The sequence below is a fragment of the Salinivibrio sp. VGrn1 genome (genome assembly GCF_009377995.1).
GTDB classification, from domain to species: Bacteria; Pseudomonadota; Gammaproteobacteria; order Enterobacterales; family Vibrionaceae; genus Salinivibrio; species Salinivibrio siamensis.
On the sequence record NZ_SATA01000007.1, the window covers coordinates 85,548 to 109,510 of the forward strand.

The 23,963-nt window shown below is 50.7% G+C and carries 20 protein-coding genes and 2 tRNA genes; 9 read left to right on the plus strand and 13 right to left on the minus strand.

Annotation, left to right across the window (positions count from 1 at the left end; translation table 11 throughout):
• Positions 1 to 180: 180 nt before the first annotated feature.
• Positions 181 to 849 carry a ribonuclease T gene (gene rnt / locus EHW56_RS11425; protein ID WP_046075307.1) on the minus strand — a complete coding sequence of 223 codons (669 nt, stop codon included), beginning with the start codon at positions 847 to 849 and terminating at the stop codon, positions 181 to 183.
• 233 nt (positions 850 to 1,082) lie between these two features.
• Between rnt and EHW56_RS11430 the strand changes: the two genes are divergently transcribed.
• Complete coding sequence (locus tag EHW56_RS11430) at positions 1,083 to 1,964, plus strand: OmpA family protein (protein WP_077606926.1); 882 nt, start codon at positions 1,083 to 1,085, stop codon at positions 1,962 to 1,964.
• 112 nt (positions 1,965 to 2,076) lie between these two features.
• Here the strand turns inward: EHW56_RS11430 and gloA are convergent, their stop codons facing one another.
• The 10 genes from gloA to EHW56_RS11480 form a co-directional block, all read right to left on the minus strand.
• Entirely contained in the window at positions 2,077 to 2,493 is a 417-nt protein-coding gene (gene gloA / locus EHW56_RS11435; RefSeq protein WP_046075308.1) for a lactoylglutathione lyase, read from the minus strand.
• A 44-nt stretch (positions 2,494 to 2,537) separates the two neighbouring features.
• A complete protein-coding gene (gene nth, locus EHW56_RS11440; RefSeq protein WP_046075309.1) occupies positions 2,538 to 3,179 on the minus strand; it encodes an endonuclease III in 642 nt (213 codons plus the stop codon).
• 17 nt (positions 3,180 to 3,196) lie between these two features.
• Positions 3,197 to 3,895, minus strand: coding sequence for an electron transport complex subunit E (locus tag EHW56_RS11445; protein WP_152795700.1), 699 nt, complete (start codon positions 3,893 to 3,895; stop codon positions 3,197 to 3,199).
• Positions 3,892 to 4,530: an electron transport complex subunit RsxG gene (rsxG, locus tag EHW56_RS11450; protein WP_152795702.1), complete on the minus strand. Its 639-nt coding sequence runs from the start codon at positions 4,528 to 4,530 to the stop codon at positions 3,892 to 3,894. Before rsxG ends, EHW56_RS11445 begins: the two co-directional genes overlap by 4 nt.
• Entirely contained in the window at positions 4,527 to 5,606 is a 1,080-nt protein-coding gene (rsxD, locus tag EHW56_RS11455) for an electron transport complex subunit RsxD (protein ID WP_172970020.1), read from the minus strand. The genes rsxG and rsxD overlap by 4 nt, the downstream gene beginning before the upstream one ends.
• A 5-nt stretch (positions 5,607 to 5,611) precedes the next feature.
• The gene (gene rsxC, locus EHW56_RS11460; RefSeq protein WP_152795704.1) at positions 5,612 to 8,062 is read right to left on the minus strand and encodes an electron transport complex subunit RsxC; all 2,451 of its coding nucleotides are present in this window, start codon (positions 8,060 to 8,062) and stop codon (positions 5,612 to 5,614) included.
• On the minus strand, positions 8,062 to 8,637 hold the full coding sequence (gene rsxB, locus EHW56_RS11465) for an electron transport complex subunit RsxB (protein ID WP_046075314.1): 576 nt from the start codon (positions 8,635 to 8,637) through the stop codon (positions 8,062 to 8,064). Before rsxB ends, rsxC begins: the two co-directional genes overlap by 1 nt.
• On the minus strand, positions 8,634 to 9,218 hold the full coding sequence (rsxA, locus tag EHW56_RS11470; protein ID WP_046075315.1) for an electron transport complex subunit RsxA: 585 nt from the start codon (positions 9,216 to 9,218) through the stop codon (positions 8,634 to 8,636). The genes rsxB and rsxA overlap by 4 nt, the downstream gene beginning before the upstream one ends.
• 233 nt (positions 9,219 to 9,451) lie before the next feature.
• Positions 9,452 to 9,527, minus strand: a tRNA-Asn gene (locus tag EHW56_RS11475).
• 155 nt (positions 9,528 to 9,682) lie between these two features.
• Positions 9,683 to 9,758: transfer RNA gene (locus EHW56_RS11480), tRNA-Asn, on the minus strand.
• Positions 9,759 to 10,586: 828 nt separating this feature from the next.
• On the opposite strand from EHW56_RS11480, the gene uvrB reads away from it, so the two are divergent.
• From uvrB to EHW56_RS11495, 3 genes are all read left to right on the plus strand, one after another.
• Positions 10,587 to 12,614: an excinuclease ABC subunit UvrB gene (uvrB, locus tag EHW56_RS11485; protein WP_046075316.1), complete on the plus strand. Its 2,028-nt coding sequence runs from the start codon at positions 10,587 to 10,589 to the stop codon at positions 12,612 to 12,614.
• 306 nt (positions 12,615 to 12,920) lie between these two features.
• Entirely contained in the window at positions 12,921 to 14,369 is a 1,449-nt protein-coding gene (luxO, locus tag EHW56_RS11490) for a quorum-sensing sigma-54 dependent transcriptional regulator LuxO (RefSeq protein ID WP_227486512.1), read from the plus strand.
• 13 nt (positions 14,370 to 14,382) lie between these two features.
• Positions 14,383 to 14,742: an Hpt domain-containing protein gene (locus EHW56_RS11495; protein ID WP_046075318.1), complete on the plus strand. Its 360-nt coding sequence runs from the start codon at positions 14,383 to 14,385 to the stop codon at positions 14,740 to 14,742.
• Here the strand turns inward: EHW56_RS11495 and yvcK are convergent.
• Positions 14,674 to 15,606: a uridine diphosphate-N-acetylglucosamine-binding protein YvcK gene (gene yvcK / locus EHW56_RS11500; RefSeq protein WP_152795706.1), complete on the minus strand. Its 933-nt coding sequence runs from the start codon at positions 15,604 to 15,606 to the stop codon at positions 14,674 to 14,676. The genes EHW56_RS11495 and yvcK overlap by 69 nt on opposite strands.
• A 206-nt stretch (positions 15,607 to 15,812) precedes the next feature.
• Entirely contained in the window at positions 15,813 to 16,385 is a 573-nt protein-coding gene (locus tag EHW56_RS11505) for an LON peptidase substrate-binding domain-containing protein (RefSeq protein ID WP_077578076.1), read from the minus strand.
• 816 nt (positions 16,386 to 17,201) lie between these two features.
• Here EHW56_RS11505 and EHW56_RS15325 point away from each other — a divergent pair.
• From EHW56_RS15325 to EHW56_RS11525, 5 genes are all read left to right on the plus strand, one after another.
• On the plus strand, positions 17,202 to 17,366 hold the full coding sequence (locus tag EHW56_RS15325; protein ID WP_172970019.1) for a hypothetical protein: 165 nt from the start codon (positions 17,202 to 17,204) through the stop codon (positions 17,364 to 17,366).
• A gap of 689 nt (positions 17,367 to 18,055) precedes the next feature.
• Positions 18,056 to 19,732 (plus strand): ABC transporter substrate-binding protein, encoded by a 1,677-nt coding sequence (locus EHW56_RS11510; protein WP_152795708.1) that lies wholly within the window; start codon positions 18,056 to 18,058, stop codon positions 19,730 to 19,732.
• A 117-nt stretch (positions 19,733 to 19,849) separates the two neighbouring features.
• Positions 19,850 to 20,770 (plus strand): oligopeptide ABC transporter permease OppB, encoded by a 921-nt coding sequence (gene oppB, locus EHW56_RS11515; RefSeq protein ID WP_077771405.1) that lies wholly within the window; start codon positions 19,850 to 19,852, stop codon positions 20,768 to 20,770.
• 10 nt (positions 20,771 to 20,780) lie between these two features.
• Positions 20,781 to 21,692, plus strand: coding sequence for an oligopeptide ABC transporter permease OppC (gene oppC, locus EHW56_RS11520; RefSeq protein WP_152795817.1), 912 nt, complete (start codon positions 20,781 to 20,783; stop codon positions 21,690 to 21,692).
• Between the two features lie 146 nt (positions 21,693 to 21,838).
• Positions 21,839 to 23,950: a methyl-accepting chemotaxis protein gene (locus tag EHW56_RS11525; RefSeq protein ID WP_152795710.1), complete on the plus strand. Its 2,112-nt coding sequence runs from the start codon at positions 21,839 to 21,841 to the stop codon at positions 23,948 to 23,950.
• The last annotated feature ends 13 nt before the right edge of the window (positions 23,951 to 23,963 follow it).

A 23,963-nucleotide genomic window follows, 5' to 3' on the forward strand; every position in this document is an offset into this window, starting at 1 on the left:
GAAATAAAGACCAAAATAAGATCACAAAAATGTGACCGCAAACAAATTGTTAACAACTATAAGCTGAACTTTTTGTGGTTTGTGAACACGTTTGGCGTCAAGCATGCAGGGTCGGTAGCAACGCAAAGGTTGCGTTGCTACCGACCTGACTGTGCGTATACGGTCTTTACACCAGCGTGATTAGGTAGAGGGGGACGCTGTGCTCTCCGAGGTGGAAGGCAGGGGCCAACCGCCCAAGCGTTTCCAACGATTGACGATTTCACAGAATAGCTCAGCGGTACGCTCGGTATCATAGAGCGCACTGTGCGCCTCTTTATTATCGAACGGGATTTGCGCCGTTTGGCAAGCTTTCGCCAACACGGTTTGACCGAGCGCCAGTCCGCTCAGGGCGGCGGTATCAAAGGTGGCGAAAGGATGGAACGGGTTACGTTTTAATTGCGCCCGCTCGGCGGCGGCCATCACAAAGCTGTGATCGAAATTAGCATTGTGGGCGACCATAATGGTGCGTTGGCATTCCGCTGCTTTTTGTTCTTTACGGATAAGCTTAAAGATTTCCCGCAAGGCCTCGCCTTCATCAACCGCGCCGCGTAGTGGGCTATAAGGGTCACGGATACCGGTGAACTCTAGGGCGGCGGGTTCAAGGTTAGCGCCCTCAAACGGGGTGACATGAAAGTGCAGCTTTTTGTCTGGCGATAGCCAGCCTTGCTCGTCCATTTTTAAGGTGACAGCACAAATCTCTAGCAGTGCATCGGTTTGGGCATTGAAGCCGGCTGTCTCAACGTCGACAACGACAGGGAAATAACCACGGAATCGGGCTTTGAGACTATTTGGATCACTTGCTTGGCTCATGCTGATGTCACTTTACGAATAATAAGAAAAGGGTGATTATCGCAAATAGTGGCGTTAAGCTAAAGTCGGCGTGTAACGTGTCGATAACTTTATAACCATTTGTTTGTGTCTAAGCCATGTTTTGGTCACTGCAGCAGCGGTGACTCGCGCAACCTTTCAAGCAGTAAACTGTGCGTGAAGACAGAATCACGCGACGTACGGAGTCTGTAATGGCGTTTTGTCCTGTTGATTTAATGAAATGGCGCTTTATCCCAGTGGTGGTGTCATGTGTTGCTCTTCTTTTGCCCAACCAGGCGTCTGCTAACAAGCAATACGTGGCATCGTTGGGGGAGTCGAGCTGGACCGTGACAATTGATACGCCCATTGAGTGCCGTCTAGAGCATGACGTGCCAGGGTACGGGCAAGCATCGTTCACATCACGAGCCAGTAAGGACATGAATCTCGATTTCTCACTCGATATGCAGCGGCCTATGGGTGAGACCGCGCAGGTGTCACTGCTTTCCATGCCCGCTGACTGGATGCCCGGAGAGCCGGCACGCTATATGGACCAACTCCAGTTCTTCAAACAATTTGATGGCTATGTGGGCGGTCAAACGGCTTGGGCGATGCTGAGCGAGCTAGAGGCGGGACGATTCCCCACGTTTAGCTTTAAAGACTGGCAGCGTCAGCAGCGACAGGTGGATGTGGCGTTATCGGCGGTGGCATTTGGCTCGCCATATAATGAATTTAGCCGGTGTCTGAATAAGTTATTGCCGTATGCGTTTGAGGACATTTCCTTTACCGTCTTGCGTTATCAAGAAAACAGCGATGAGTTGACCAAAGCAAGCCGCCAACGATTGACGCAGATAGCCGAGTTTGTTCGTTACAGCGATGATATCGATTTGGTGCTAGTGGCGACCTACTCTGATGCGCGTGGCACCCGTGAAGCCAATCAGCAAATGTCAGAGCGACGAGCGAAGAAATTGCGCGACTACTTTACCTCGCTGGGCTTACCTGAAGATCGGATTACCGTTGAGGCTTATGGCGAACGCCGTCCGATTGCTGACAACGACGACCCAATTGGGCGCAGTAAAAACCGCCGTGTGGTGATTTCGTTAGGAAGAACCTTGTTATAGGCGACAGCCACAGAGGTTATCACAGACAGTGTATGCCTCCGATACAACATAGACAGCACGAAAAAGCCCGGCATCGAATGCCGGGCTTATTTTTGTGACGTGTCTTGCTGTGTTAGCCGTTCAACCCCGCAGAGGCACTTTTGTTTTGGATAAGCTCCAATTTGTAGCCATCAGGGTCAGTCACGAAGGCGATTTCAGTACTACCGCCTTTGACAGGGCCTGGCTCGCGGGTGATATTGCCGCCCGCTTGACGAATTTGATCGCAGGTCGCGTAAACATCATCCACACCGATCGCGATATGGCCAAAGGCGTTACCGTGATCGTACTCGCTTTCGCCCCAGTTGTAGGTCAGCTCAATCACGGCGCCTTCTGATTCATCGCTATAGCCGACAAACGCCAAGCTATATTTGTACTGCTCGTTTTCATTGGTGCGTAACAAACGCATTCCCATTACTTCGGTATAAAACTTGATAGCACGGTCTAGATCACCGACGCGGATCATGGTGTGTAGAATTCTGCCGTTTGACATGACGTTGCTCCTTTTTGGCTTGCCAGTGCTCGCCGTTGACGGCGTTAGCTATCTGGATAAACTTTTTCTTTGTACTCACATAAATCTTCAATGATACAACTGCCACAGCGAGGTTTTCGTGCGAGGCAGGTGTAGCGTCCATGCAGAATTAGCCAGTGGTGCACATCGACCTTAAATTCTTTAGGCACCACCTTGATCAGTTTTTCTTCCACGTCATTGACGTTTTTACCCATCGCGAACTTGGTACGATTGGACACGCGAAAAATATGGGTATCCACGGCGATAGTGGGCCAACCAAACGCGGTGTTGAGTACCACATTGGCGGTTTTGCGTCCCACGCCGGGCAGGGCTTCTAGCGCCTCTCTACTTTCTGGTACCTCGCCATGGTGTTGTTCAATCAAGGCGCGGCAGGTTTTAATCACGTTTTCCGCTTTGGAATTGAATAAGCCAATATTTTTGATATATGACTTCACCCCATCCACGCCCAATGCCAGTAGCCCTTCGGGCGTATTGGCCACCGGATACAGCTTATCGGTGGCTTTATTGACACTCACATCGGTCGCTTGCGCAGACAGTAACACCGCGATCAATAACTCGAAAGGGGTTGACCAATTGAGCTCCGTTTGCGGATTCGGGTTGTTATCGCGCAGGCGCTCCAGAATTTGTCGTCGTTTTTCTTTATTCATTTACCCTATCCTGTGGATCATTGATTACCCGTCACCCGTGCGCGCTCAATCACCGGCTTGTCGTCTTTTTCTGTTTTACTGGCAAGGTGTGTATCAATGATGTTCTTCAACGCGATAAGAAAGCCGACCGCGAGAAACGCGCCCGGTGGTAATATGGCTAACAGAAACTTGGTGTCGAATTGAAAAATCTCAATCCTAAGCGCGGCAGCCCAGTCGCCGAGCAAAAGGTCGGCACCATCAAACAAGGTGCCATTGCCGATAATTTCGCGAATAGCCCCTAATATCACCAAGGCTACTGTCATACCGGTGCCCATCCAAAAACCATCACTCACCGACAAGCCGACAGGGTTTTTAGAGGCAAAGGCTTCGGCGCGGCCGATGATGATACAGTTGGTGACAATCAATGGGATAAAAATACCGAGCGATTGATAAAGGCCGTAAGCATACGCGTTCATGACCAGTTGCACGCAGGTCACCAGTGAAGCAATCACCATCACGAAAATAGGAATGCGCACTTCTTTGGGTACCCAGTCCCTAATCAGTGACACAATCAAATTGGAGCCGACGAGTACGGCCAAGGTCGCGATCCCAAGGCCAAGTGCATTGGTGACGGTAGCGGATACCGCCAACAGTGGGCACAAACCTAGTAGCTGCACAAACGCTGGGTTATTACTCCATAAGCCATTTTTCATTAGCTCTTTGTGGGCGCTGTTCATGACGCTCCTCCGCAATTAACCGGTTGGTTGATCAGCGCGTCTTGGTGTTGACTCACAAACCAAGCCGCTTTTTTGACGGCGCCGACAACCGCGCGCGGGGTAATGGTGGCGCCGGTAAACTGATCAAACTGCCCGCCGTCTTTTTTGACCGCCCAACGCGCATCGTCTTCGCTGGTGACGGTTTTGCCGCTAAAGCTACGGATCCAATCTGACACCCGCAAACTCACTTTATCTCCCAGTCCTGGGGTTTCGTTATGCTCGAGAACCCGCACACCCAGCACCTGATGGCTGGTCGCATCCATGCCAATTAATACCTTAATGGCACCATTGTAGCCATTAGGGGCAATAGCTTGAATAGCAACGGCAATGACCTCACCGCCTAGGGTGGCAACATAAAAAGGCTGGGCGTCATCGGTGCCCAGTGCATCCTTATTTTCGATAAGGCGGCAGCTTTGATGCAGCGGATTATCGTGCCTGTCTTCAGGGATCACCTGATTGAGCGCCTTTGATAATTGAATTTGCTGCTGCTCTTTAATGGTGTCTTCGGTCAGCGCGTGAGTGACCGCCACCAGTGCTGTCGACAAGAGGGCTGCGATTGCGAGAATGCCCCCATGTTTTTTTATAGTATCAATCATGACTTTGACTTCTTCTCCGCACGGTTTGTGGCATGCCCATACGTTCTTGGTTTGGTGTAATAATCAATCAATGGAACGCACAAGTTGGCAATGATCACCGCAAACGCGACACCATCTGGGTAGCCGCCCCAAGTGCGGATTAAATACACCAACACCCCAATCAGGCCACCAAACCATAAGCGGCCACGGTCGGTGGTGGAGGCCGACACCGGATCGGTGGCGATAAAAAACGCCCCGAGCATGGTCGCGCCAGACAACAAATGAATCAGGGGCGACGCGAGTTGATCCGGTGCGACCAAGTGGCCGAGTAATGAACAAGCAAACAAGGCGACGAGTACCGCGACAGGAATATGCCAATTGATAATGCCACGTTGGATAAGCACCAAACCACCGAGTAGGTAAAGCGTGTTTACCCAAGCCCAACCTTTACCGCCTAGCACTGAGAAAATGGGCTGTTGCAAGGCTTCACTGACGGTTTGACCGCCTGCGAGCGCAGTTTTAATGGTATCCAGAGGCGTCGCCATGGTGGCGCCATCCACGGTCATACGCAATTGGTTGACACTAAAACCATCTAAGGTATAGCCGCCAAAAATCGCCGCGAGGGTATCGGTAATGGTCAAACTATGGGTGGCGAGACTCTCGGGCGGTAACCAGGTGGTCATTTGCACCGGAAAAGCGATGAGGAGTACCACATAGCCAACCATGGCTGGATTGAAGAGGTTCTGTCCTAATCCGCCATAGATATGCTTGGCAACAATAATAGAAAACGCGGTACCAATGACGATCACCCACCAAGGCGCCATCGGTGGGATCGCGACGGCCAATAAAAACGCTGTGAGTAGGGCGCTATTATCGCGAAGGTAAGCCATCACGGGGCGATGACGTAATCGCATGACCAATGCTTCGGTTGACCATGCCGTGATTACCGCCAAGGTTAATTGAACCAGCACGCCCCAGCCGAAGAAATACCACTGTGCGGCCAAACCGGGCAGGGCACAGAGAAGCACCGTCAGCATAATATGGCTGGTGGAACGTTTGTTGTGGGCGTGTGGTGAACTTGCAATGAAAAACGCCACGTGGGTTATTCCTTATCTTCTTGTGATTGTTGTGCGGCTTTACGCGCCTTAGCACGCGCGACGGCGGCTGCGACAGCGGCTTTTTTGTCGTTCGCTTCGTCGGTTGCAGTCGCGGTGTCTGCAGCGTCGGATGGCGTATCGGCAGCCGTCTCAGGTTGTGCCTTGGTGTCGCCTTGCTGGGCCGCTTTACGTGCTTTGGCACGGGCAACCGCGGCGGCGACTGCGGCTTTTTTATCGCCAGCGTCATCCGTTTGTGCCGTCGTGTTTTCTGCGGCGGATGATTGCTCGGCCGCCGGTGTTGGCTCTGCCTTGGCATCGCCTTGCTGGGCCGCTTTACGTGCTTTGGCACGGGCAACGGCGGCGGCGACAGCCGCTTTTTTATCGCCAGCATCATCCGCTTGTGCCGTCGTGTTTTCTGCGGCGGATGATTGCTCGGCCGCGGGTGTTGGCTCTGCCTTGGCATCGCTTTGCTGAGCGGCTTTACGTGCTTTGGCACGGGCAACGGCGGCGGCGACAGCCGCTTTTTTATCGCCAGCGTCATCCGTTTGTGCCGTCGTGTTTTCTGCGGCGGATGATTGCTCGGCCGCGGGTGTTGGCTCTGCCTTGGCATCGTTTTGCTGAGCCGCTTTGCGTGCTTTGGCACGGGCAACGGCTGCGGCGACTGCGTCTTTCTTGCCGTCTTGACTCTCGGTGCTGTCGGATGTTGCCTGTGAATCAGCAGCTGCTGAAGCTTTTTGCGCCTCTTTGGCCGCCTTACGCTCTCGCGCTTGACGCTTACGCTCTTCGCGCAATTTCATCATTTCACTGTTGTCTGGCTCATCACTGCCGGTTTTTGCCGCTTCGGCTTGTTTCGCTTTGGCCCGTGCGATCGCCGCCGCAACAGCAGGTTTGACATCACTCGATGCCGATTGCGCGGCTTTTTTCGCCTTCACGCGCTCTACCGCAGCGTTAAGGGCATCACCCGAGCCAGTGTTTTGTTGCGCCGCTTGCTTGCGACGCTCGGCCGCTTTGCGATGTTTTTCTTCTCGTTCCTGTTTTTCACGTTCCATTCGCGCTTTTTTGGCTTCAAAACGCTGACGTGCGCGCTCCGCGGCTTCTTTTTCCGCTTCAATTTCACGAATTTCTGCTTTGGCCTGGCGGTAGTATTGCACCAGTGGGATCTCACTCGGACACACATAGGCACAGGCGCCGCATTCAATACAATCGAAGAGATCATAGTCTTGGCACTTGTCGTAGTCCTGATCTTTGGCATACCACTGCAATTGTTGGGGCAACAGGTGAGCGGGACAAACATCGGCACAGGCACTGCAACGAATGCAGGCCATCTCTTGCTTGGCAGGCGCAATTTCCTTGCGCGTTGGCACCAGTACACAGTTAGTGGTTTTAGTCACAGGCACTTGTGTATGTGGGACGGTAAAGCCCATCATCGGGCCACCAATAATCACCCGAGACAGTTTTTTCTCAGCCTTGTAACCATGATGCGCCAACAATTCGCCAATTGGCGTACCAAGTAGTGCCCACCGGTTCTGCTGGGTTTTGAGTGTTTTCCCTGTCAAAGTAACCACACGCTTGATCAGCGGCTCGCCATCTAGCACGGCGCGTTTGATCGCATAAGTGGTCCCGATGTTTTGCATAAGCACACCAATACTGGCGGGAAAGGCTTTGGCTGGGACTTCTTTGCCGGTAATGATTTGAATCAGCTGCTTTTCACCGCCAGATGGGTACTTGGTAGGTACTACCTGGATGAGTATGTCCTCATCGACGGCTTTCACCGCTGCTTTAAGCGCAGCGATAGCCTCTGGCTTATTATCTTCAATGCCAATCACGGTCAGCTTAGGCTTAACAATGTGATTAAGAATTTGTACCCCTGCGATGATTTCATCGGCGCAATCTTGCATCAGCCGATCGTCGGCGGTGATATAAGGCTCACATTCTGCGGCGTTGATGATAAGTACTTCAGTACGCGCCAAGCCACTTTGCAGTTTTCTTGCGGTTGGAAAGCCAGCGCCTCCCATTCCAGCAATGCCCATAGAGCGGATATGATCGATCAATTGCTCTGGCGGCTGGGTTTGATAAGCCGGTAGGGCAGGTTTAGGTCCCCACTCATCTTTTCCATCGGGCTGAATCACCACGCAACGGTCGGACAAGCCTGAAGGATGCGCGATGGTTCTATCTTCGATGGCAATCACGGTGCCCGATGTCGGCGCATGTACCGGCACACATTGTTGAATATCCGTCTCAGTGAGGGCTTGCCCCGCGAATACCCGATCGCCCTGGCTCACGCATAATTTTCCCTTGCTGCCAATATGTTGCTTTAGCGGGATAACCAGCTCGGTAGGGAGTATCTTTTCTAAAATGGCGCCGTGATTCGACTGAGTTTTATGCTCAGGCGGGTGAATGCCGCCATGGAAATCCCAGATCTGGCCATGTTTTATTTGTTCTATAAGGCTGTCCATCAGGCGCGTGCTCTCTGACTCTCAGTGACATCTACAACGGGAATTTGTTCAAGCTTCCATTTCCAGGTTTCAGGGGTGTCCTGAACGGGGATCATTTCAATACAGTCGGTCGGACAGGGGGCAACACATAAATCACACCCAGTACAATCTTGCTCGATCACGGTATGCATCGCTTTGGTACTGCCGACAATCGCATCGACCGGACAGGCCTGAATGCACTTGGTGCAGCCGATGCAATCTTCTTCATGAATGAAGGCAACGGTTTTGATACTTTTTTCTTCATCGTGGGCGAGTTCGGTCGCTTCGACGCCCATCAAATCAGCCAAATTTTCAATCGTTTGCTGGCCACCTGGCGGACACTTGTTAATCTCGTCACCATTGGCAATGGCTTCGGCATAGGGGCGACAGCCAGGGTAACCGCATTGGCCACATTGCGTTTGCGGCAGAATGGCATCAATTTGATCGACAATCGGATCCGCCTCCACCTTAAAACGAATCGAGGCGAAACCTAGGATTGCACCGAATATGGCGGCGAGCGCGGCAAGCACAACCACCGCTATCACTATTCCACTCATGATAAAGTCACCAGTCCTGTAAAGCCCATAAAGGCGAGCGACATTAATCCTGCGGTAATCATTGCCACTGACGCGCCTTTGAAAGGCGCGGGTACGTCAGCGGCTGCAATACGCTCGCGCATTGCAGCGAATAAAACGAGAACCAGCGAGAAACCACAGGCCGCCCCAAAACCGTAAATAATCGATTCGATAAAGCTGTGCTGTTGTTTCACATTGAGCAAGGCCACCCCGAGTACCGCACAGTTTGAGGTAATCAAAGGTAGGAATACGCCCAATAGTCGGTGCAGTGTTGGACTGGTCTTATGCACCACCATTTCCGTAAACTGCACCACCACGGCAATCACTAAGATAAAGCTCAGTGTGCGCAGGTATCCGAGATCAAGTGGGATAAGAATATAGGTTTCAACCAGATACGAGCTCACTGATGCCAAGGTCAACACGAAGGTTGTGGCAAGCCCCATCCCAATTGCTGTTTCCAGTTTTTTTGATACGCCCATGAATGGACACAAGCCCAAAAACTCCACCAGTACGAAGTTATTGACCAATACTGTGCCCACCAGTAGCAACAAATACTCAGCCATGCTGTTTAATCATTTAATGTTTTTGTGATCTGCCTATTATCGACCTTTGAGGCGGCTATAACAACCGCCATCAAGCAGGGTTTTTGCTTGGTTCGCTGTAAGCTGTTAGTAACGCTTTACGCGCGCACCTTATTCTAGGGGTAGTGGCAGCATAGCGTGTTCGATCACGGTAAGAGTGTGTGATGAGATCACGGAGAAAGTAGGATAGGTCAAGGAGAAGAGAGACATAGAATTGGCTCCCCCAACTGGACTCGAACCAGTGACATACGGATTAACAGTCCGCCGTTCTACCAACTGAACTATGGGGGAATCGTGTCGCTATTGTGTTCTGTGATGTCTCAAGATAGTGGCTCCCCCTGCGGGATTGGACGGGGACGCCATGTAATGGACGCCTAGTCCTGCGACATATTCTGCGCAGCAGAACGGGTGCTCACTTTTGCAATGTCTATCTTATCTCAAGATAGTGGCTCCCCCTGCGGGATTCGAACCTGCGACATACGGATTAACAGTCCGCCGTTCTACCAACTGAACTAAGGGGGAATTGCCTTGAGAACGGGGCGAATGTTAGCGAGCACCTCGAAAGGTGTCAACTGATGAAAAGCAATAAAATCTGTCTTTTCAATCGACTGCTGAAAAGCTAGCCAGCGACGCTGATAAAAGCATCATAGTGGCGAGTGATTGAGCATAGAGGCTATTCTTTTCTTGACTTTTTACACGGCCGGTTATGAAAGGGCTCTCAGCGGTTACCCACAGATTCTGTGGATAACCATGTGTGTGGATCTTGATCAACTGATTATGTGACTGATTTTATACCAGCTTGACGCAGCCATTGTCGGCATGGGAATGACTGTAAGGTATTGATTTTTAGTGTTTGTGCTTTTTTTTAAACACAATCAGTTTGAAAAAAAAGATCGTGGATTATGCACAGGTCGCTATTTGTTCAACCCTTGAGTATCGGGGATAAAAAAGTGATAAGAGAGGATATTCAGCAGAAATACGCGCGAAAACGCATGATTTAGAGGCTTTATCTTTATTGCACTCTATGCGCTTTGCACTTGATTTGCTTCGTGCTCGATGCGTTTAGTGCTTTGTTCTAGCTTAGAGCTCGTCTTCGCTCAGAGCTGTCTTTGCTTAGAGCTTTGTTTTCGCTTGGACAAGCTGGCTGCAATGGCTGCATACCAAAAGAGGAAAGATAGGTTACCTAGACACCTTCATGAGATCAAGCGTCCAAGACGAAAAAGATCGCAATTGGCAGTTTATCAGTAGTTAACCGCAATCGTTGACTCCGCAGGGCGAGTCAGGACAATAGACTTTTCGCGTTAGCGCCCCAAGCTGGACATCGTGGTCAGCCCCAAACAGGATAGGTTCATGAGTAAAACATTTACGCTGCATTCTGCTTTTAAACCATCAGGTGATCAGCCTGAGGCCATCCACCGCCTGTGTGAAGGGTTAGAGGCCGGTCTTGCCCACCAAACGCTGCTGGGGGTAACAGGGTCGGGAAAAACGTTCACCATGGCCAATGTCATTGCTGAACTTAATCGTCCGACGATGATATTGGCTCCCAATAAAACATTGGCGGCGCAGCTTTATGGGGAGATGCGCGAGTTTTTCCCTGACAATGCGGTGGAGTACTTTGTTTCTTACTACGATTATTATCAACCAGAGGCATATGTGCCTTCGACAGACACCTTCATAGAAAAAGATGCGTCGATTAATGATCACGTTGAGCAGATGCGTTTGTCGGCGACAAAAGCGTTGATGGAACGCCGTGATGTGGTGATTGTGGCGTCGGTCTCTGCTATTTACGGCTTGGGTGACCCTGATTCGTATTTAAAAATGATGCTTCACATTCGCCGCGGTGACTTTTTAGACCAGCGTACCATTTTACAACGCCTCGCTGAGTTGCAATACACCCGCAATGATATGGCCTTTGAGCGCGGAACTTTTCGCGTTCGCGGTGAAGTCATCGATATCTTTCCGGCTGAATCGGACAAAGATGCCATACGGGTGGAGCTGTTTGACGACGAGGTGGAAACCATCAGCGTATTTGATCCCTTAACGGGGCAGGTGAGTGTCAAAGACATGCCTCGTTGCACCATCTACCCTAAGACGCACTATGTCACCCCACGAGAGCGTATTCTCGAAGCAGTGGAGCAGATAAAAACGGAGCTATCGGCACGTAAAAAAACACTGCTTGAGCATAATAAACTGCTGGAAGAGCAGCGCATCACACAGCGAACGCAGTTTGATATTGAGATGATGAATGAGCTGGGCTATTGCTCGGGTATCGAAAACTACTCGCGTTATTTGAGTGGTCGTGCAGAAGGCGAACCACCACCGACCTTGTTTGATTATTTACCCGCCGATGGACTGTTGATCATCGACGAGTCGCACGTCACGGTGTCGCAAATTGGTGCCATGTACAAAGGCGATCGCTCGCGTAAAGAGACCTTGGTGGACTATGGGTTTCGGCTGCCTTCAGCGTTGGATAACCGACCGCTAAAATTTGATGAGTTTGAGGCACTCGCGCCACAAACCGTGTATGTTTCCGCCACGCCGGGTAACTATGAAGCTGAGAAATCGGGCGCGGATATCATTGATCAAGTGGTGCGTCCAACGGGGCTTATCGATCCTGAAATAGAAGTGCGTCCGGTCGCGACTCAAGTGGATGACTTGCTCTCTGAGGTGCGTGCTCGTCGTGAGCGAGACGAGCGCGTGCTGGTGACGACCTTGACCAAGCGTATGGCAGAAGACTTAACCGAATACATGCAAGAGCATGATGTGCGAGTGCGTTACCTTCATTCTGATATTGATACGGTGGAGCGCATGGAAATTATTCGGGATCTCCGTCTTGGTGAGTTTGATGTCTTGGTCGGGATTAACTTGCTTCGTGAAGGGTTAGACATGCCTGAGGTGTCTTTGGTCGCGATTTTGGATGCGGATAAAGAAGGCTTTTTGCGCTCTGAACGTTCATTAATTCAAACCATTGGCCGTGCAGCACGTAACCTTCACGGTAAAGCGATTTTATATGGCGATTCGATCACCAAGTCGATGAAACGCGCCATTGATGAAACGGAGCGACGCCGGGCGAAGCAAATTGCACATAATGAGGCGCATGGTATCACGCCACAGAAACTGAATAAGAAAGTGATGGACGTGATGGAGATAGGCACGGGTAAACGGGGTAAAAGCGCGAAACCAGCAGTCAAATCGTTGCGTGCCGTTGCCGAGCCTGATGCGGACTATGCGTTGAAGTCACCACAACAAATTGATGCTGAAATCAAAAAACTGGAAAGTCAGATGTTTGAGGCAGCGCAGAACCTTGAGTTTGAAACCGCGGCACAATTGCGAGATCAGTTACAAGCGCTGCGCGAGCAGTTTATTGTAAACAGCTAATGGGATGAAAAAGCACCGCGTGAAGTAAAAAAAAGCCAACCTAAATGACAGGTTGGCTACAGTGTTTCAGTGAGTGAAAACTCACAAACAACGTCAGTTGGCTAGGTGACCCCTGAGGATCACTGGAATGGATGCATTTGGCGTGCCAAAAATAAAAGATAGCCATTACATCGACAAAACGTGTGGTTTTAACGGACTCGCCCAGCTACAATGAGGGCAAAATTGCATAATGCAACGCATTTCGCATACGCTCGTGCAACTGAGTGAGTTATCGCTACACGCCGCGATGCGATTCTTGGAGGATACATGCCAGCACTATCACCCAGTAAACGAATATTGATGGTGGAAGATACGGCGTCGGTGGCGGCGTTATATAAATCCTACCTTAACCCCTTAGATGTGGATGTCACCATTGTAGGGACGGGTCAGGATGCGATGGCTTTTTTCGAGCAAGAAGGCGATCAGTTAGCACTGATGATCTTAGATCTACGCCTGCCGGATATGTCGGGCATTGATGTGCTTGCCAAAGTGCGCGCAGTCGCGCCCGATTTACCCGTGATTATTATGACCGCTCATGGCTCGATTGATGCCGCTGTCGATGCCATGCGTCATGGTGCCAATGACTTTTTGATCAAGCCTTGTGAAGCCGATCAGTTGCGTGTCACCGTCAATAAGTCGCTCAAACCCAAGCCGAGTCATCCGGGGAAAGCGACTAAACAGGAAAGTGAATACCACGGGTTTATTGGTCGCAGTCTGCCGATGCAGGCGGTGTACCGTGTGATCGAATCGGCTGCGCCCAGTAAAGCCACGGTGTTTATTACCGGTGAAAGCGGGACCGGTAAAGAGGTATGCGCAGAAGCGATTCATGCTGCCAGTACGCGAAGTAACAAGCCAATTATTGCACTGAATTGCGCGGCTATCCCGAAAGATTTGATTGAAAGTGAGTTATTTGGTCATGTGAAAGGAGCCTTTACTGGCGCTGCGTCCGAGCGTGAAGGGGCCGCAGAAATGGCCAATGGTGGCACCTTGTTCTTGGATGAAATTTGCGAAATGGACATGGATTTGCAATCCAAACTGCTACGTTTCATTCAAACGGGGAGTTTTCAAAAAGTCGGCTCCTCGCAAGTGAAGTCGGTGGATGTCCGGTTTGTCTGTGCCACTAACCGCGATCCCTGGCTCCAAGTACAGCAGGGGAAATTCCGGGAAGATCTCTACTACCGCTTGCACGTTATTCCACTCGAGTTGCCGCCTTTAAGAGAGCGTGGAGACGATGTGATTGCCATTGCCAACGCCTTACTCGCGCTGTTTTCCGCTGAAGAAGGCAAAGATTTTTGTCGTTTTAGTGACGAAGTGACCACTCAGCTCCTTCGATACGACTGGCCAGGCAATGTTCGGCAGCTGCAAAACGTGATCCGTAACATAGTGGTGTTGCATAACGGCGAAGAAGTCAGCAAAGAGATGCTACCATCGCCAGTCGCTCGCGTTTCTGGTGCTGAAATTGCATCTACAGGGGATAACACGCGATCGGAAGCGGCGAACAGCGCATCAGCAACTCACGAGCCCGTCAAGCCAGCATCGCCAGCGGTGATGAAAGCCGATATAGAACCATTATGGAAAACGGAAAAACGTGCTATTGAAGTCGCGATCGACGTGTGTAATGGCAATATCCCGCAAGCGGCGGGGTTACTTGAAGTTAGCCCTTCAACCTTGTACCGAAAACTACAAGCTTGGCAAAAATCTGCGGCGCATGAATGATAGGAATGGATGTATGGCCACCACAGTAAATACTGAAACATTACGTCGACTGAAATCAGAAGTAGGCGAGGATACGGTGACGGTTTTGCTCACTGTATTTAGCGACGAGCTATCGCAATACCATTCTCAATTGTCTGGTTCGCCATCGATCGAGCAAGTTCGTGAGATCAGCCATGCGATCAAAAGCAGTGCTGCCAGTTTTGGTGCGGATGATCTGGCCGAGATGGCGCGTGAGTGTGAATCACGCGTCAAGCAAGGGCAACAGGAGTGGATGACACATCATTTAGATGAGCTGACCGAGATGTTACGAGGAACGGCCTCTACCTACCGAGAAATGGCCGTCGAGCAAAACTTCATCAACAGCTTGACGTAGTTTATCCCTGTCATGACGCCAATGATGATTTGAGGAGGCCAAGCTGGCCTCTTTTTGTTGGTAACATGTGGCGAGCTGCGACGCATTTTGTTCTCCGATCACAATGTCGATTTCTTTCCCACCCATTGCACGCTCGCACCAAGCAAGCATAGTGGCTAATGACATGTCACCCGCCGGCCCGATTTCCTTGCCAAGGTTTCTAATAAACGCCAGTTTAGCCTGTGTATGTTTCAACGCACGACTGAGTTCGGGGACGAGCAGCGGCGGCATTACACTGGTTAAAAAACTGCCAGGGCCGAGCAAAATCAAGTCAGCCTGCTCGATAGCCTCAATGGCTTCGCGGGTCGCGGGGACGGTTGGGGACAAAAAGAGACGCGTCGGGGGAGCGCTTAGCTCATCAATGTGTGTTTCCCCCGACACCGTCTCACCCTCTGGCGTTAACGCGGCAAGCTCAGCAGGGTGCTCGGACATCGGCAGTAAATTAGGGCGGATATCTAGCAGATCGCGAATAAGTTGGATGGCTTCAAGCGGACGGACTGAGAGGTTATCCAGTGCCGTAAGGATCAGGTTGCCTAAATTATGCCCGTTCAGCTCACCTTTCCCTTTAAAGCGATATTCAAACAGCATGGAGCCGACCGAGGGCTCGGTGATTAATTGGTTGAGGCAGTTACGAATGTCGCCCCAGGCTATCCCACCTTGGCATGCACGGATACGGCCAGTGGATCCCCCATTATCGGTTGTGGTGACAATGCCTGTTACCTGCTCGCCATATATTCCCAATGCCGATAAGACGCGCCCCAGACCATGCCCGCCACCGATCGCGACGATACGTTGTGAATGTTGATCTGAAACCTGTTGGATCATTGCGTCGTTTCCTGAGAAAAAATCAATGTGCCTAGTTTACCTGAAGCTCAAGCGACTAGGTATTTACCGGAGCAGTAAAGTGTGAGCAAGTCAGGAAAGTGGGACCAAAGGGTGAAGGCAAAAAAAAGAGGTAACGCGTCGCGTTACCTCGCCCAATCAAGCAGATGTATAAAAAGGGCAAATAGCAAGGCAGCAATAAAAACGGTTTAATGGGGATCTTGCATCATGCTCAACAGATAATCCCGTGTGGCGACACAGGAGCTGTTCGCCATTAACTGTTGTTTTTCCCCGGTGGGGAGCGGCAGCAGCTCTAACCAGCGCTGGCATAACCACGCCAAATTGGAGAACTCGGTCTCTCGGTGCATTTGTTGTAGTTCAGGGTAGCGCTCAAACATCGACTGTAAGCGCTCCACGAGAGGCTCGCTTTGTTTGTCGACGTGGCAATCAGGCCACCGAGGTAATGCGTTGACCGAGGCAAACAAGATGTGGTTGTGCTGCTGGTTAAACGCATGAATCGCAAAGCGTGCGGTTCCCCGTGCCGTGATCACTAAGCAGCCATCTTCTTGGCTTCGGGTATAGTCCTCAATTTCTATAAAGGTGCCAATATCCACGTGAGAGCGCTGGGCTTGTGTTTCCGCCATACACACTCCGATAGGGAGTCCATGCTTTAACGCGAATACGAGTGTGTCTAACGAGTCGCCTGCTGGGATCCGAAGAGGTATCCGGCCCCCGGGCAAGATGTGACGATCATTAAACAAAATTGGTGTGGATTGTCCCATGTGACACCCCCTGACAAGCAATGGCGTTGGTCTAGTAATCTAGATATTGCAAAAGGGGTGCCTACTTTTTGAAACGCCCGTATACCAGCGGTTCGGCATGGTGATGTCGCGATTGCGTAGCGCTTGAGGGCGAGAACTCGCAATTTGCAACGCAAATCCGCTCGCGATAACGCATTGTGCAAACGCTAACTTGCTCGCGTTGCGGTCGCCCGTGAGTAGGATTACGCCCTGACTCGTCGTCAGCATCGCGATATAAAGACAAAAAAATAGCCTCCATTTGGAGGCTATTAAAGAGGTGTTTTTAACATCAACACCGCGTTAGCGGTTAACCTGTGGTTTTTTTCCTTTATTTGGGTTGTAACCATGGCGAACGCGTGCGCATAAAGGGCGCGAGGTTGAGCTTTGTGGTCTCATAGTCTTGCTTTTTACTCTCTTGTCGGAAGAAAAATTAGGTTGATGATCGGGAACAGCTCATCAACAACACAATGATGGGGGATAGAGCGCCGAATAACAACATCGTTTGTTTAAAAAAGCGTCAATATTGGTATTTCGTCTAAACAGCCGCTTATTATCAGCAAATGTTATTAAACTAAGGCAAGAGCGGGCCGATATCCGCTATGGCTCTGGGTTGAGACGTCGAGATGTTGTGGAGGCGAAGATGTTTGGCGTGCCTTTTCGGCAATATTTTGCTTTATTGACGATGAGGGTGTAGCTTAAAAATTGCACAAGCGGTTTGTACTGGCGTAACAGCCGAGTGGACTCGGTCGTTGTTCTGCGAGTGACTGTGCCAAATACTGATGAGTTCAGGAGGACACAATGAAACACAAGCGCTATAGCAACAAGAAAATCAAAGAAATGCTTAACGAGGTCATGCCAGAAATGGAAAAAGCACGTGAGGACAACCGTGTTCTGCGCGATCAGGCGAATGATCGTTCATCCGATAGTGGCCCCATTTTTAGTCCCGACGATGCCAAAAAATAGTGGTTTATAGAACAAAGCCAGCCTGCGAAGCTGGCTTTGTTGCGACATTATCACCATTCAAGCCTACCGAAGCAGCCGTTTCTACGTTCTCCCTCCGTTCGACATCCGTGCCTGATCCTCGCATCTATTCGCGGTGAGCGTTTCCTCTGACAGACACCATTACCGCTTATTCAATTCAGATTTTGTGACCGTGATAGCTGTCTGACATCACGTGCATGTGTTTCTGTTGAGTTTTTTTGACAAATAACGTTTAGTATCGGCTTTACAATTAAGTAACATTTGACGCATATTGGCAGTCAAAGTCACTGAGATTGCGAAGATAGAGAGAGGCTTGTGTGTTTTTTCGACCGCAAGCTAGTTCAGCATTAGTGCCAATGCCCCCAGATTCAGTATAAATAGCAATTTGTTCCGTATTTTGTTTCTTGTGGTGAATAAAGCGCTAATGCGGCCTCGTCTTACCAGCTTGAAATTCCTTTATGCGACTTTTAAGTAGTGAAAGATGAGTTTTTAATCTCATTCTATGGCAAAATACTTCAGATTTATGGCAAAACACAGCGTTGCTTGGTAATGTTTTGCCTCTAATCGCGCAGCGAGGCGTAGTACATCTTTTTAGATTGTGCAAAACGGATTCCCCCGCCACGTGGCGTCGATTGTCATGGATGCAATAGCGATTGTTATGGAGTTACACGATGAAGCTAAACACGATCACCCGAACCCTCTTTATGGGCGCTGGCCTTTCTCTGGCTCTAGCAGGATGCAGCGAACCAGAGCAAAAACAGACCTCTCAATCTAACCCTGAAACCAAACAACAAGCCGAGTCCGCGACAGGCGAGCCGCAACTGGCGGCAGAGCAAGAGCTCGTGCGTGGTAACGGTGCCGAAGTGGCGTCGTTGGATCCACATAAAACTCAAGGCGTGCCTGAGTCGCATGTTATTCGTGACCTGCTAGAAGGCTTGGTCAACCAGGATGCAGACGGCAATGTTATCCCTGGCGTCGCTTTGCGCTGGGAAAACGAAGACAACAAGGTGTTTACCTTTTATCTCCGTGAAGACGCCAAATGGTCTAACGGTGATCCTGTTACTGCGCAAGATTTTGAGTACAGCTTTAAGCGCGTGGCTGATCCGATGACAGCGTCACCTTACTCTTGGTACCTTGGCTACACCCACATGGAGAATGCCAAAGCCATTATTAAAGGTGACAAAGATAAAGACACATTGGGCGTTGAAGCGCTGGACGATCACACCCTTCAGGTAACGTTAGATACCGCCGTGCCTTACCTGGTGAAGATGATGGGCCACACCACCATGAAGCCGGTGCATAAAGAAACGGTAGAAGAATATGGCGATCAGTGGACCAAGCCTGAAAACTTCGTCGGTAATGGTGCGTATGTGGTCGACGAATGGGTGATAAACGAGCGCCTTGTATTAACGCGTAATGAGCAATATTGGGACAATGAAAATACCACGCTCGATAAAGTGACCTATTTGCCGATTGAAAACCAAGTATCGGAAATGAACCGCTACTTGGCGGGCGAAATCGACATGACGTATGAGATCCCTAACGAGCATTTCCGTCGTCTTAAAAAGGAACATCCTGAGGATCTTTCAATCGTCGGCAACCTGTGTAGCTATTACTACATCTTCAATACCAAGCGTGAACCTTTTGATGATGTCCGTGTGCGTAAAGCCTTATCTTACGCGATTGACCGTAACGTGGTCACTGATGCTTTGCTGGGTCAGGGACAAAAGCCGGCGTACTTCTTGACGCCTGAAATCACTGCTGGATTTGATCCTGAGCTGCCAGCGTACGCCAAGATGACACAAGAAGAGCGTGATGCAGAGGCCAAGCGTCTGCTCAAAGAAGCTGGGTTCGGTGAAAATAATCCGCTCGACTTCTCACTGCTTTATAACACCAGCGAAAACCACAAAAAGCTTGCCGTCGCAATCGGTCAAATGTGGAAAGACAAGCTGGGTGTGGATGTTGCACTTAATAACCAAGAGTGGAAAACCTACCTGAACACCAAAGATGAGGGGAACTTTGATGTGGCACGTGCCGGTTGGTGCGGTGATTACAATGAAGCGTCTACCTTCCTCAGCTTGATGCGTAGCTCTAACACATCAGGTGGTGTGCATTATGACAGTCAAGCTTATGATGCCATCATGGAAAAGGCCATGACCACCACAGACGACGACAAGCGCACACAACTGTACTTGGATGCGGAAGCCCAGATGGCAAAAGACATGCCGATTGCGCCGATTTACCAGTATGTAAAAGCGCGTCTGCTTAGCCCACAAGTCGGTGGCTTCCCTGCCAATAACGCCGAAGAGAAGATCTACTCAAAAGATCTTTATATCAAGGCGGAGTAACGCCTGATTCACAGCTGATAAGGGAGCTGCATCATGCAGTTCCCTTGGCCAGTTGTCGCTATGTAGGTATCGCCTAGGTAGCGGACGCTGTGAGGCTCAAAACGAAACGGTACAGTTATGTTGAAATTTATCGCCAAGCGCCTTTTGGAAGCTATTCCAACCTTGTTGGTCTTAATTACTATCTCTTTTTTCTTGATGCGGTTTGCGCCAGGCAACCCTTTTTCAAGCGAACGTCCATTGCCCCCTGCCGTAATGGAAAACATTAATGCCAAATACGGCCTCGATAAGCCTGTGTTTGAGCAATACACCACCTATTTGGGCAATATCCTACAAGGGGATTTTGGTCCCTCATTCAAGTATGTGGACTACTCGGTGAACGAGTTGATCGCGGGCTCACTCCCCGTATCAGCGCAAATTGGTGCGGTCGCATTTATCTTCACACTCTTATTCGGCGTGACGATTGGCACCATTGCTGCGCTCAAACAAAACACCTGGATTGACTACACCATCATGTCCACGGCGATGTTAGGGGTGGTGATGCCATCCTTTGTGCTCGCGCCAGTGCTGATTTATATCTTCGCCATTAATCTTGGTTGGTTCCCCGCCGGTGGCTGGCAAGGCGGTGGTTGGCAATTCATGGTGTTGCCAATGATCGGTATGTCCTTGCTGTATGTGGCCACATTTGCGCGTGTGACCCGCGGTAGCATGATCGAAACTCTAAACAGTAACTTTATTCGCACCGCGCGTGCCAAAGGGCTCAGTTACCCTAAGATTATTGTTAAACATGCGCTCAAGCCTGCGATGCTACCGGTTGTGTCCTACATGGGACCCGCGTTTGTGGGCATTATTACTGGGTCGGTGGTGATCGAAACCATTTTCGGCTTGCCTGGTATCGGTAAGCTGTTTGTGAACGCCGCGTTTAACCGTGATTATTCATTAGTGCTTGGCTGTACCATTTTGATCGGTACGCTGACCATTCTTTTCAACGCGATCGTCGATATCCTGCTGGCGTATATCGATCCTAAGATTCGTTACTAGGGGTGACATGATGCTGACGAAAAAAGAAAACATTGACGCCCTCGAAAACTTTGCTGAAGAAGTCGATGTCAAGGGGCGTAGCCTTTGGCAGGATGCGGCGATTCGTTTTAAACGAAACCGTGCCGCGATGGCGAGCTTGGTGATTCTGGTATTGATTGGTTTGAGCGTGATCCTTGGGCCGTATATCAGTGCCTACGCGTTTGACGCGACCGATTGGTATGCCATTCATGCGGCGCCTTCATTGGGCGTAGACGGACATTGGTTTGGTACCGATGCGTTAGGCCGAGATCTCTTTACTCGCACCATGATGGGCGGGCGTATATCGATCATGGTAGGCGTCATGGGCGCCTTTGTCGCCGTCTTGATTGGTACCTTATATGGTGCCACATCAGGCTTTATTGGCGGCCGCACCGATGCGGTGATGATGCGCTTGGTGGAAATCCTCCAATCGATTCCGTTCATGTTCTTCGTGATTGTATTGGTAACCTTCTTTGGCCGTAATATCGTGCTGATCTTCGTGGCCATTGGCTGTATTGCTTGGCTAGACATGGCACGTATTGTGCGCGGTCAAACACTCAGCTTACGCAGCAAGGAGTTTGTCGAAGCCGCGCACGTTTCAGGGGTGAGCACGCGCCATATCATTACGCGCCATATCGTGCCAAACGTACTTGGGATTGTTGCGGTTTACTCGACCTTACTAGTGCCGAACATGATCTTGTTTGAGTCTTTCTTGAGTTTCTTGGGCTTAGGTGTGCAAGAGCCAATGACCAGTTGGGGCGCCTTACTACAAGAAGGCTCGCAAACGATGGAAATTGCGATTTGGCAGCTACTGTTCCCTGCCGCCTTTATGGTCATGACATTGTTCTGTTTTAACTATGTCGGCGATGGGCTTCGTGATGCCTTGGATCCAAAAGACAGATAAGCGACGTTTTTTGTCATCGTAAAAAACGCAATAATATGAAAAGCGCAGGTTTATTTCCTGCGCTTTTTTGTTACTGTTAAATGCGTGTTTCAAGGATGAGAATCGATAGCAGTGGTGGCTGTCGATAGAGTGACAAAGGAGCTGTCATGCGATCCCTCTCAATTCAATGGAAGGTCACCCTCGTGGCCAGTTTGTGCGTTGCTGTGACCGCGGTGACGTTATTAACCTTCTCAACCTACGTTAATAACCAGTTTCAGCAAACGGTCGGTCAAGCGAGTACCCAAACGCTGCGTAGTGCTGCTCAACGTCTTGCGACCAGTCAAGCCCAAGTTCAAGCGACCCATGTGCAACGTTCTTTAGATGAGGCGGTGTACCGCGCGCAAATGCTGGCGCAAAGTGTGGTGTACCTACAGTATAACGCTGAGCAAAACTTTACCGACAGTGGCGAACTTCGCGGCTCAATCAATGAGCTGGTGCGTCGCTCAGTGGAGAACTTCGATACGGTTCAAGCTGCGTTCGTGGTGTTTAAACCCAATGCGCTTGACCAAGAAGATGACTTTTATCAGCTCGATACAGAACGGGGCGCGAATGCCGCAGGACGTTTTGCCAGCCGCTGGCAAAAGCGGGATGGCGAGCTGCAAGGTACCGTGCTGAGCGAGAAGCAAATTAACAACGGCAATAAAAATGGCAATGGGCAAGCGGCGAATCATTGGTATCAGTGCCCATTGAACCAAGGCGCAGCTTGTGTATCTGCGCCCAAACAAGCGGGCAGTAGCCTGAGTGTCACCATTTCCTCACCGCTGATGCGCGACGGACAAGTGCTGGGGGTACTAGGCATTGATATTGCGCTTGGCGGGTTACAGTCAGTGATCTCAGAGGCGGATAAAGCCCTATTTGACGGCGCTGGCAATGTCAGTGTATTGAGCCAAGGTGGCCGTTTAGTGGCGTCTGATAACGCCCAAGTGAGCGGCGGCACTGTCGACGATTTATCCACCAGCCCTGATGCGATGAGCTCCTGGCTGATGCAGGGACAGCCACAGACCGTGTGGGAAAAAAGCCAGTTGATGACCTACGTGCCGATTGCCTTGCCAGGCACCACGTGGGGAGCTCTTATCACCTTGCCGGAAGATGTCTTGCTCTCTGAGGCAAACCAATTAAGCCAACAAATTACCGCGCAACGCAGTCAAGCCGCGTGGACAGAACGTAGCTTAGGGGTTGTGGCAACCCTGCTTGCCTTGGTTATCGCCGGATTAGCGGCGCGCCAAATCGTTAAACCCCTGAAGCTACTGGCGGAAAGACTGGCAGAGATTGCCGACGGCGATGGCGATCTCACGCAGCGTATCCAGCTTAAAAATCGTGATGAAATTGGGGTACTGGCGGGGCGCTTTAACCGCTTCCTCGATAAGCTTCAGCCTATTATGGCGAATGTGATTAATAGCGTTGAAGAAGCGGAACATACAGCCAAGGAAGCCGCACGCGTGGCCGTGCAAACCCGAGATGGTAGCCGTGAACAAGTATCAAGCTTGGATGCAGTAGCGACAGCATCCGAAGAGATGACGCAAACCGCCTCACAGGTTGCCAGTCATACCGAATCGGCGCTAACTGCGGCCACCGCGGTGAATACAGCGACGGAGAAGGGTGAAAAAATTGTGACTGGTTCGTCGCAAGCGATGACGCGTTTGGTGGAGACGCTGAATGGCGCGACCCACGATGCGCAAACCTTACAAAAGAGTAGTCAGGATATCACCGAGATCCTGACGGTGATTGACACCATGTCAGAGCAAACCAACTTACTTGCGTTAAATGCGGCGATTGAAGCGGCGCGTGCGGGTGAGCAAGGGCGCGGGTTTGCGGTGGTCGCTGACGAAGTCCGTGAACTATCACAGCGTACTAACCAGTCAATCACCCAGATCCGTACCGTGATTGATTCGTTGCAGTCGGGGGCAGAGTCAGTGGTAGCAGCGATTCATGAAGGGAATCAGTTAGCGGATGACACCGCTGAAAAGGTGCAAGAGACGGTGGCGAGCTTGGACCAGATTCGTACCGCGATGCAAGACATGATGGGGCTTAACAGTGAAATTAGCGCGGCGGCGGAGCAACAAAGCGCGGTATCAGGCGATGTGACGCAAAACGTGACCCATATTCGTGAGCGCAGCGATGAACTCTTGTCGCATGCCGAATCGGCGGCGAGTATTGCCAGCCAATTGGAGGCGCTGGCTGGCCGTCAGCGTGCTCTAACGGCCCAGTTTAAAGTCTAATCTTGGTGATGCG

Bases quoted from the DNA above. Each gene is read 5' to 3' on its own strand.
- rnt (WP_046075307.1), bottom strand. From the start codon at position 849: ATGAGCCAAGCAAGTGATCCAAATAGTCTCAAAGCCCGATTCCGTGGT.
- EHW56_RS11430 (WP_077606926.1), top strand. From the start codon at position 1,083: ATGAAATGGCGCTTTATCCCAGTGGTGGTGTCATGTGTTGCTCTTCTT.
- gloA (WP_046075308.1), bottom strand. From the start codon at position 2,493: ATGTCAAACGGCAGAATTCTACACACCATGATCCGCGTCGGTGATCTA.
- nth (WP_046075309.1), bottom strand. From the start codon at position 3,179: ATGAATAAAGAAAAACGACGACAAATTCTGGAGCGCCTGCGCGATAAC.
- EHW56_RS11445 (WP_152795700.1), bottom strand. From the start codon at position 3,895: ATGAACAGCGCCCACAAAGAGCTAATGAAAAATGGCTTATGGAGTAAT.
- rsxG (WP_152795702.1), bottom strand. From the start codon at position 4,530: ATGATTGATACTATAAAAAAACATGGGGGCATTCTCGCAATCGCAGCC.
- rsxC (WP_152795704.1), bottom strand. From the start codon at position 8,062: ATGGACAGCCTTATAGAACAAATAAAACATGGCCAGATCTGGGATTTC.
- rsxB (WP_046075314.1), bottom strand. From the start codon at position 8,637: ATGAGTGGAATAGTGATAGCGGTGGTTGTGCTTGCCGCGCTCGCCGCC.
- rsxA (WP_046075315.1), bottom strand. From the start codon at position 9,218: ATGGCTGAGTATTTGTTGCTACTGGTGGGCACAGTATTGGTCAATAAC.
- uvrB (WP_046075316.1), top strand. From the start codon at position 10,587: ATGAGTAAAACATTTACGCTGCATTCTGCTTTTAAACCATCAGGTGAT.
- luxO (WP_227486512.1), top strand. From the start codon at position 12,921: ATGCCAGCACTATCACCCAGTAAACGAATATTGATGGTGGAAGATACG.
- EHW56_RS11495 (WP_046075318.1), top strand. From the start codon at position 14,383: ATGGCCACCACAGTAAATACTGAAACATTACGTCGACTGAAATCAGAA.
- yvcK (WP_152795706.1), bottom strand. From the start codon at position 15,606: ATGATCCAACAGGTTTCAGATCAACATTCACAACGTATCGTCGCGATC.
- EHW56_RS11505 (WP_077578076.1), bottom strand. From the start codon at position 16,385: ATGGGACAATCCACACCAATTTTGTTTAATGATCGTCACATCTTGCCC.
- EHW56_RS15325 (WP_172970019.1), top strand. From the start codon at position 17,202: ATGAAACACAAGCGCTATAGCAACAAGAAAATCAAAGAAATGCTTAAC.
- EHW56_RS11510 (WP_152795708.1), top strand. From the start codon at position 18,056: ATGAAGCTAAACACGATCACCCGAACCCTCTTTATGGGCGCTGGCCTT.
- oppB (WP_077771405.1), top strand. From the start codon at position 19,850: ATGTTGAAATTTATCGCCAAGCGCCTTTTGGAAGCTATTCCAACCTTG.
- oppC (WP_152795817.1), top strand. From the start codon at position 20,781: ATGCTGACGAAAAAAGAAAACATTGACGCCCTCGAAAACTTTGCTGAA.
- EHW56_RS11525 (WP_152795710.1), top strand. From the start codon at position 21,839: ATGCGATCCCTCTCAATTCAATGGAAGGTCACCCTCGTGGCCAGTTTG.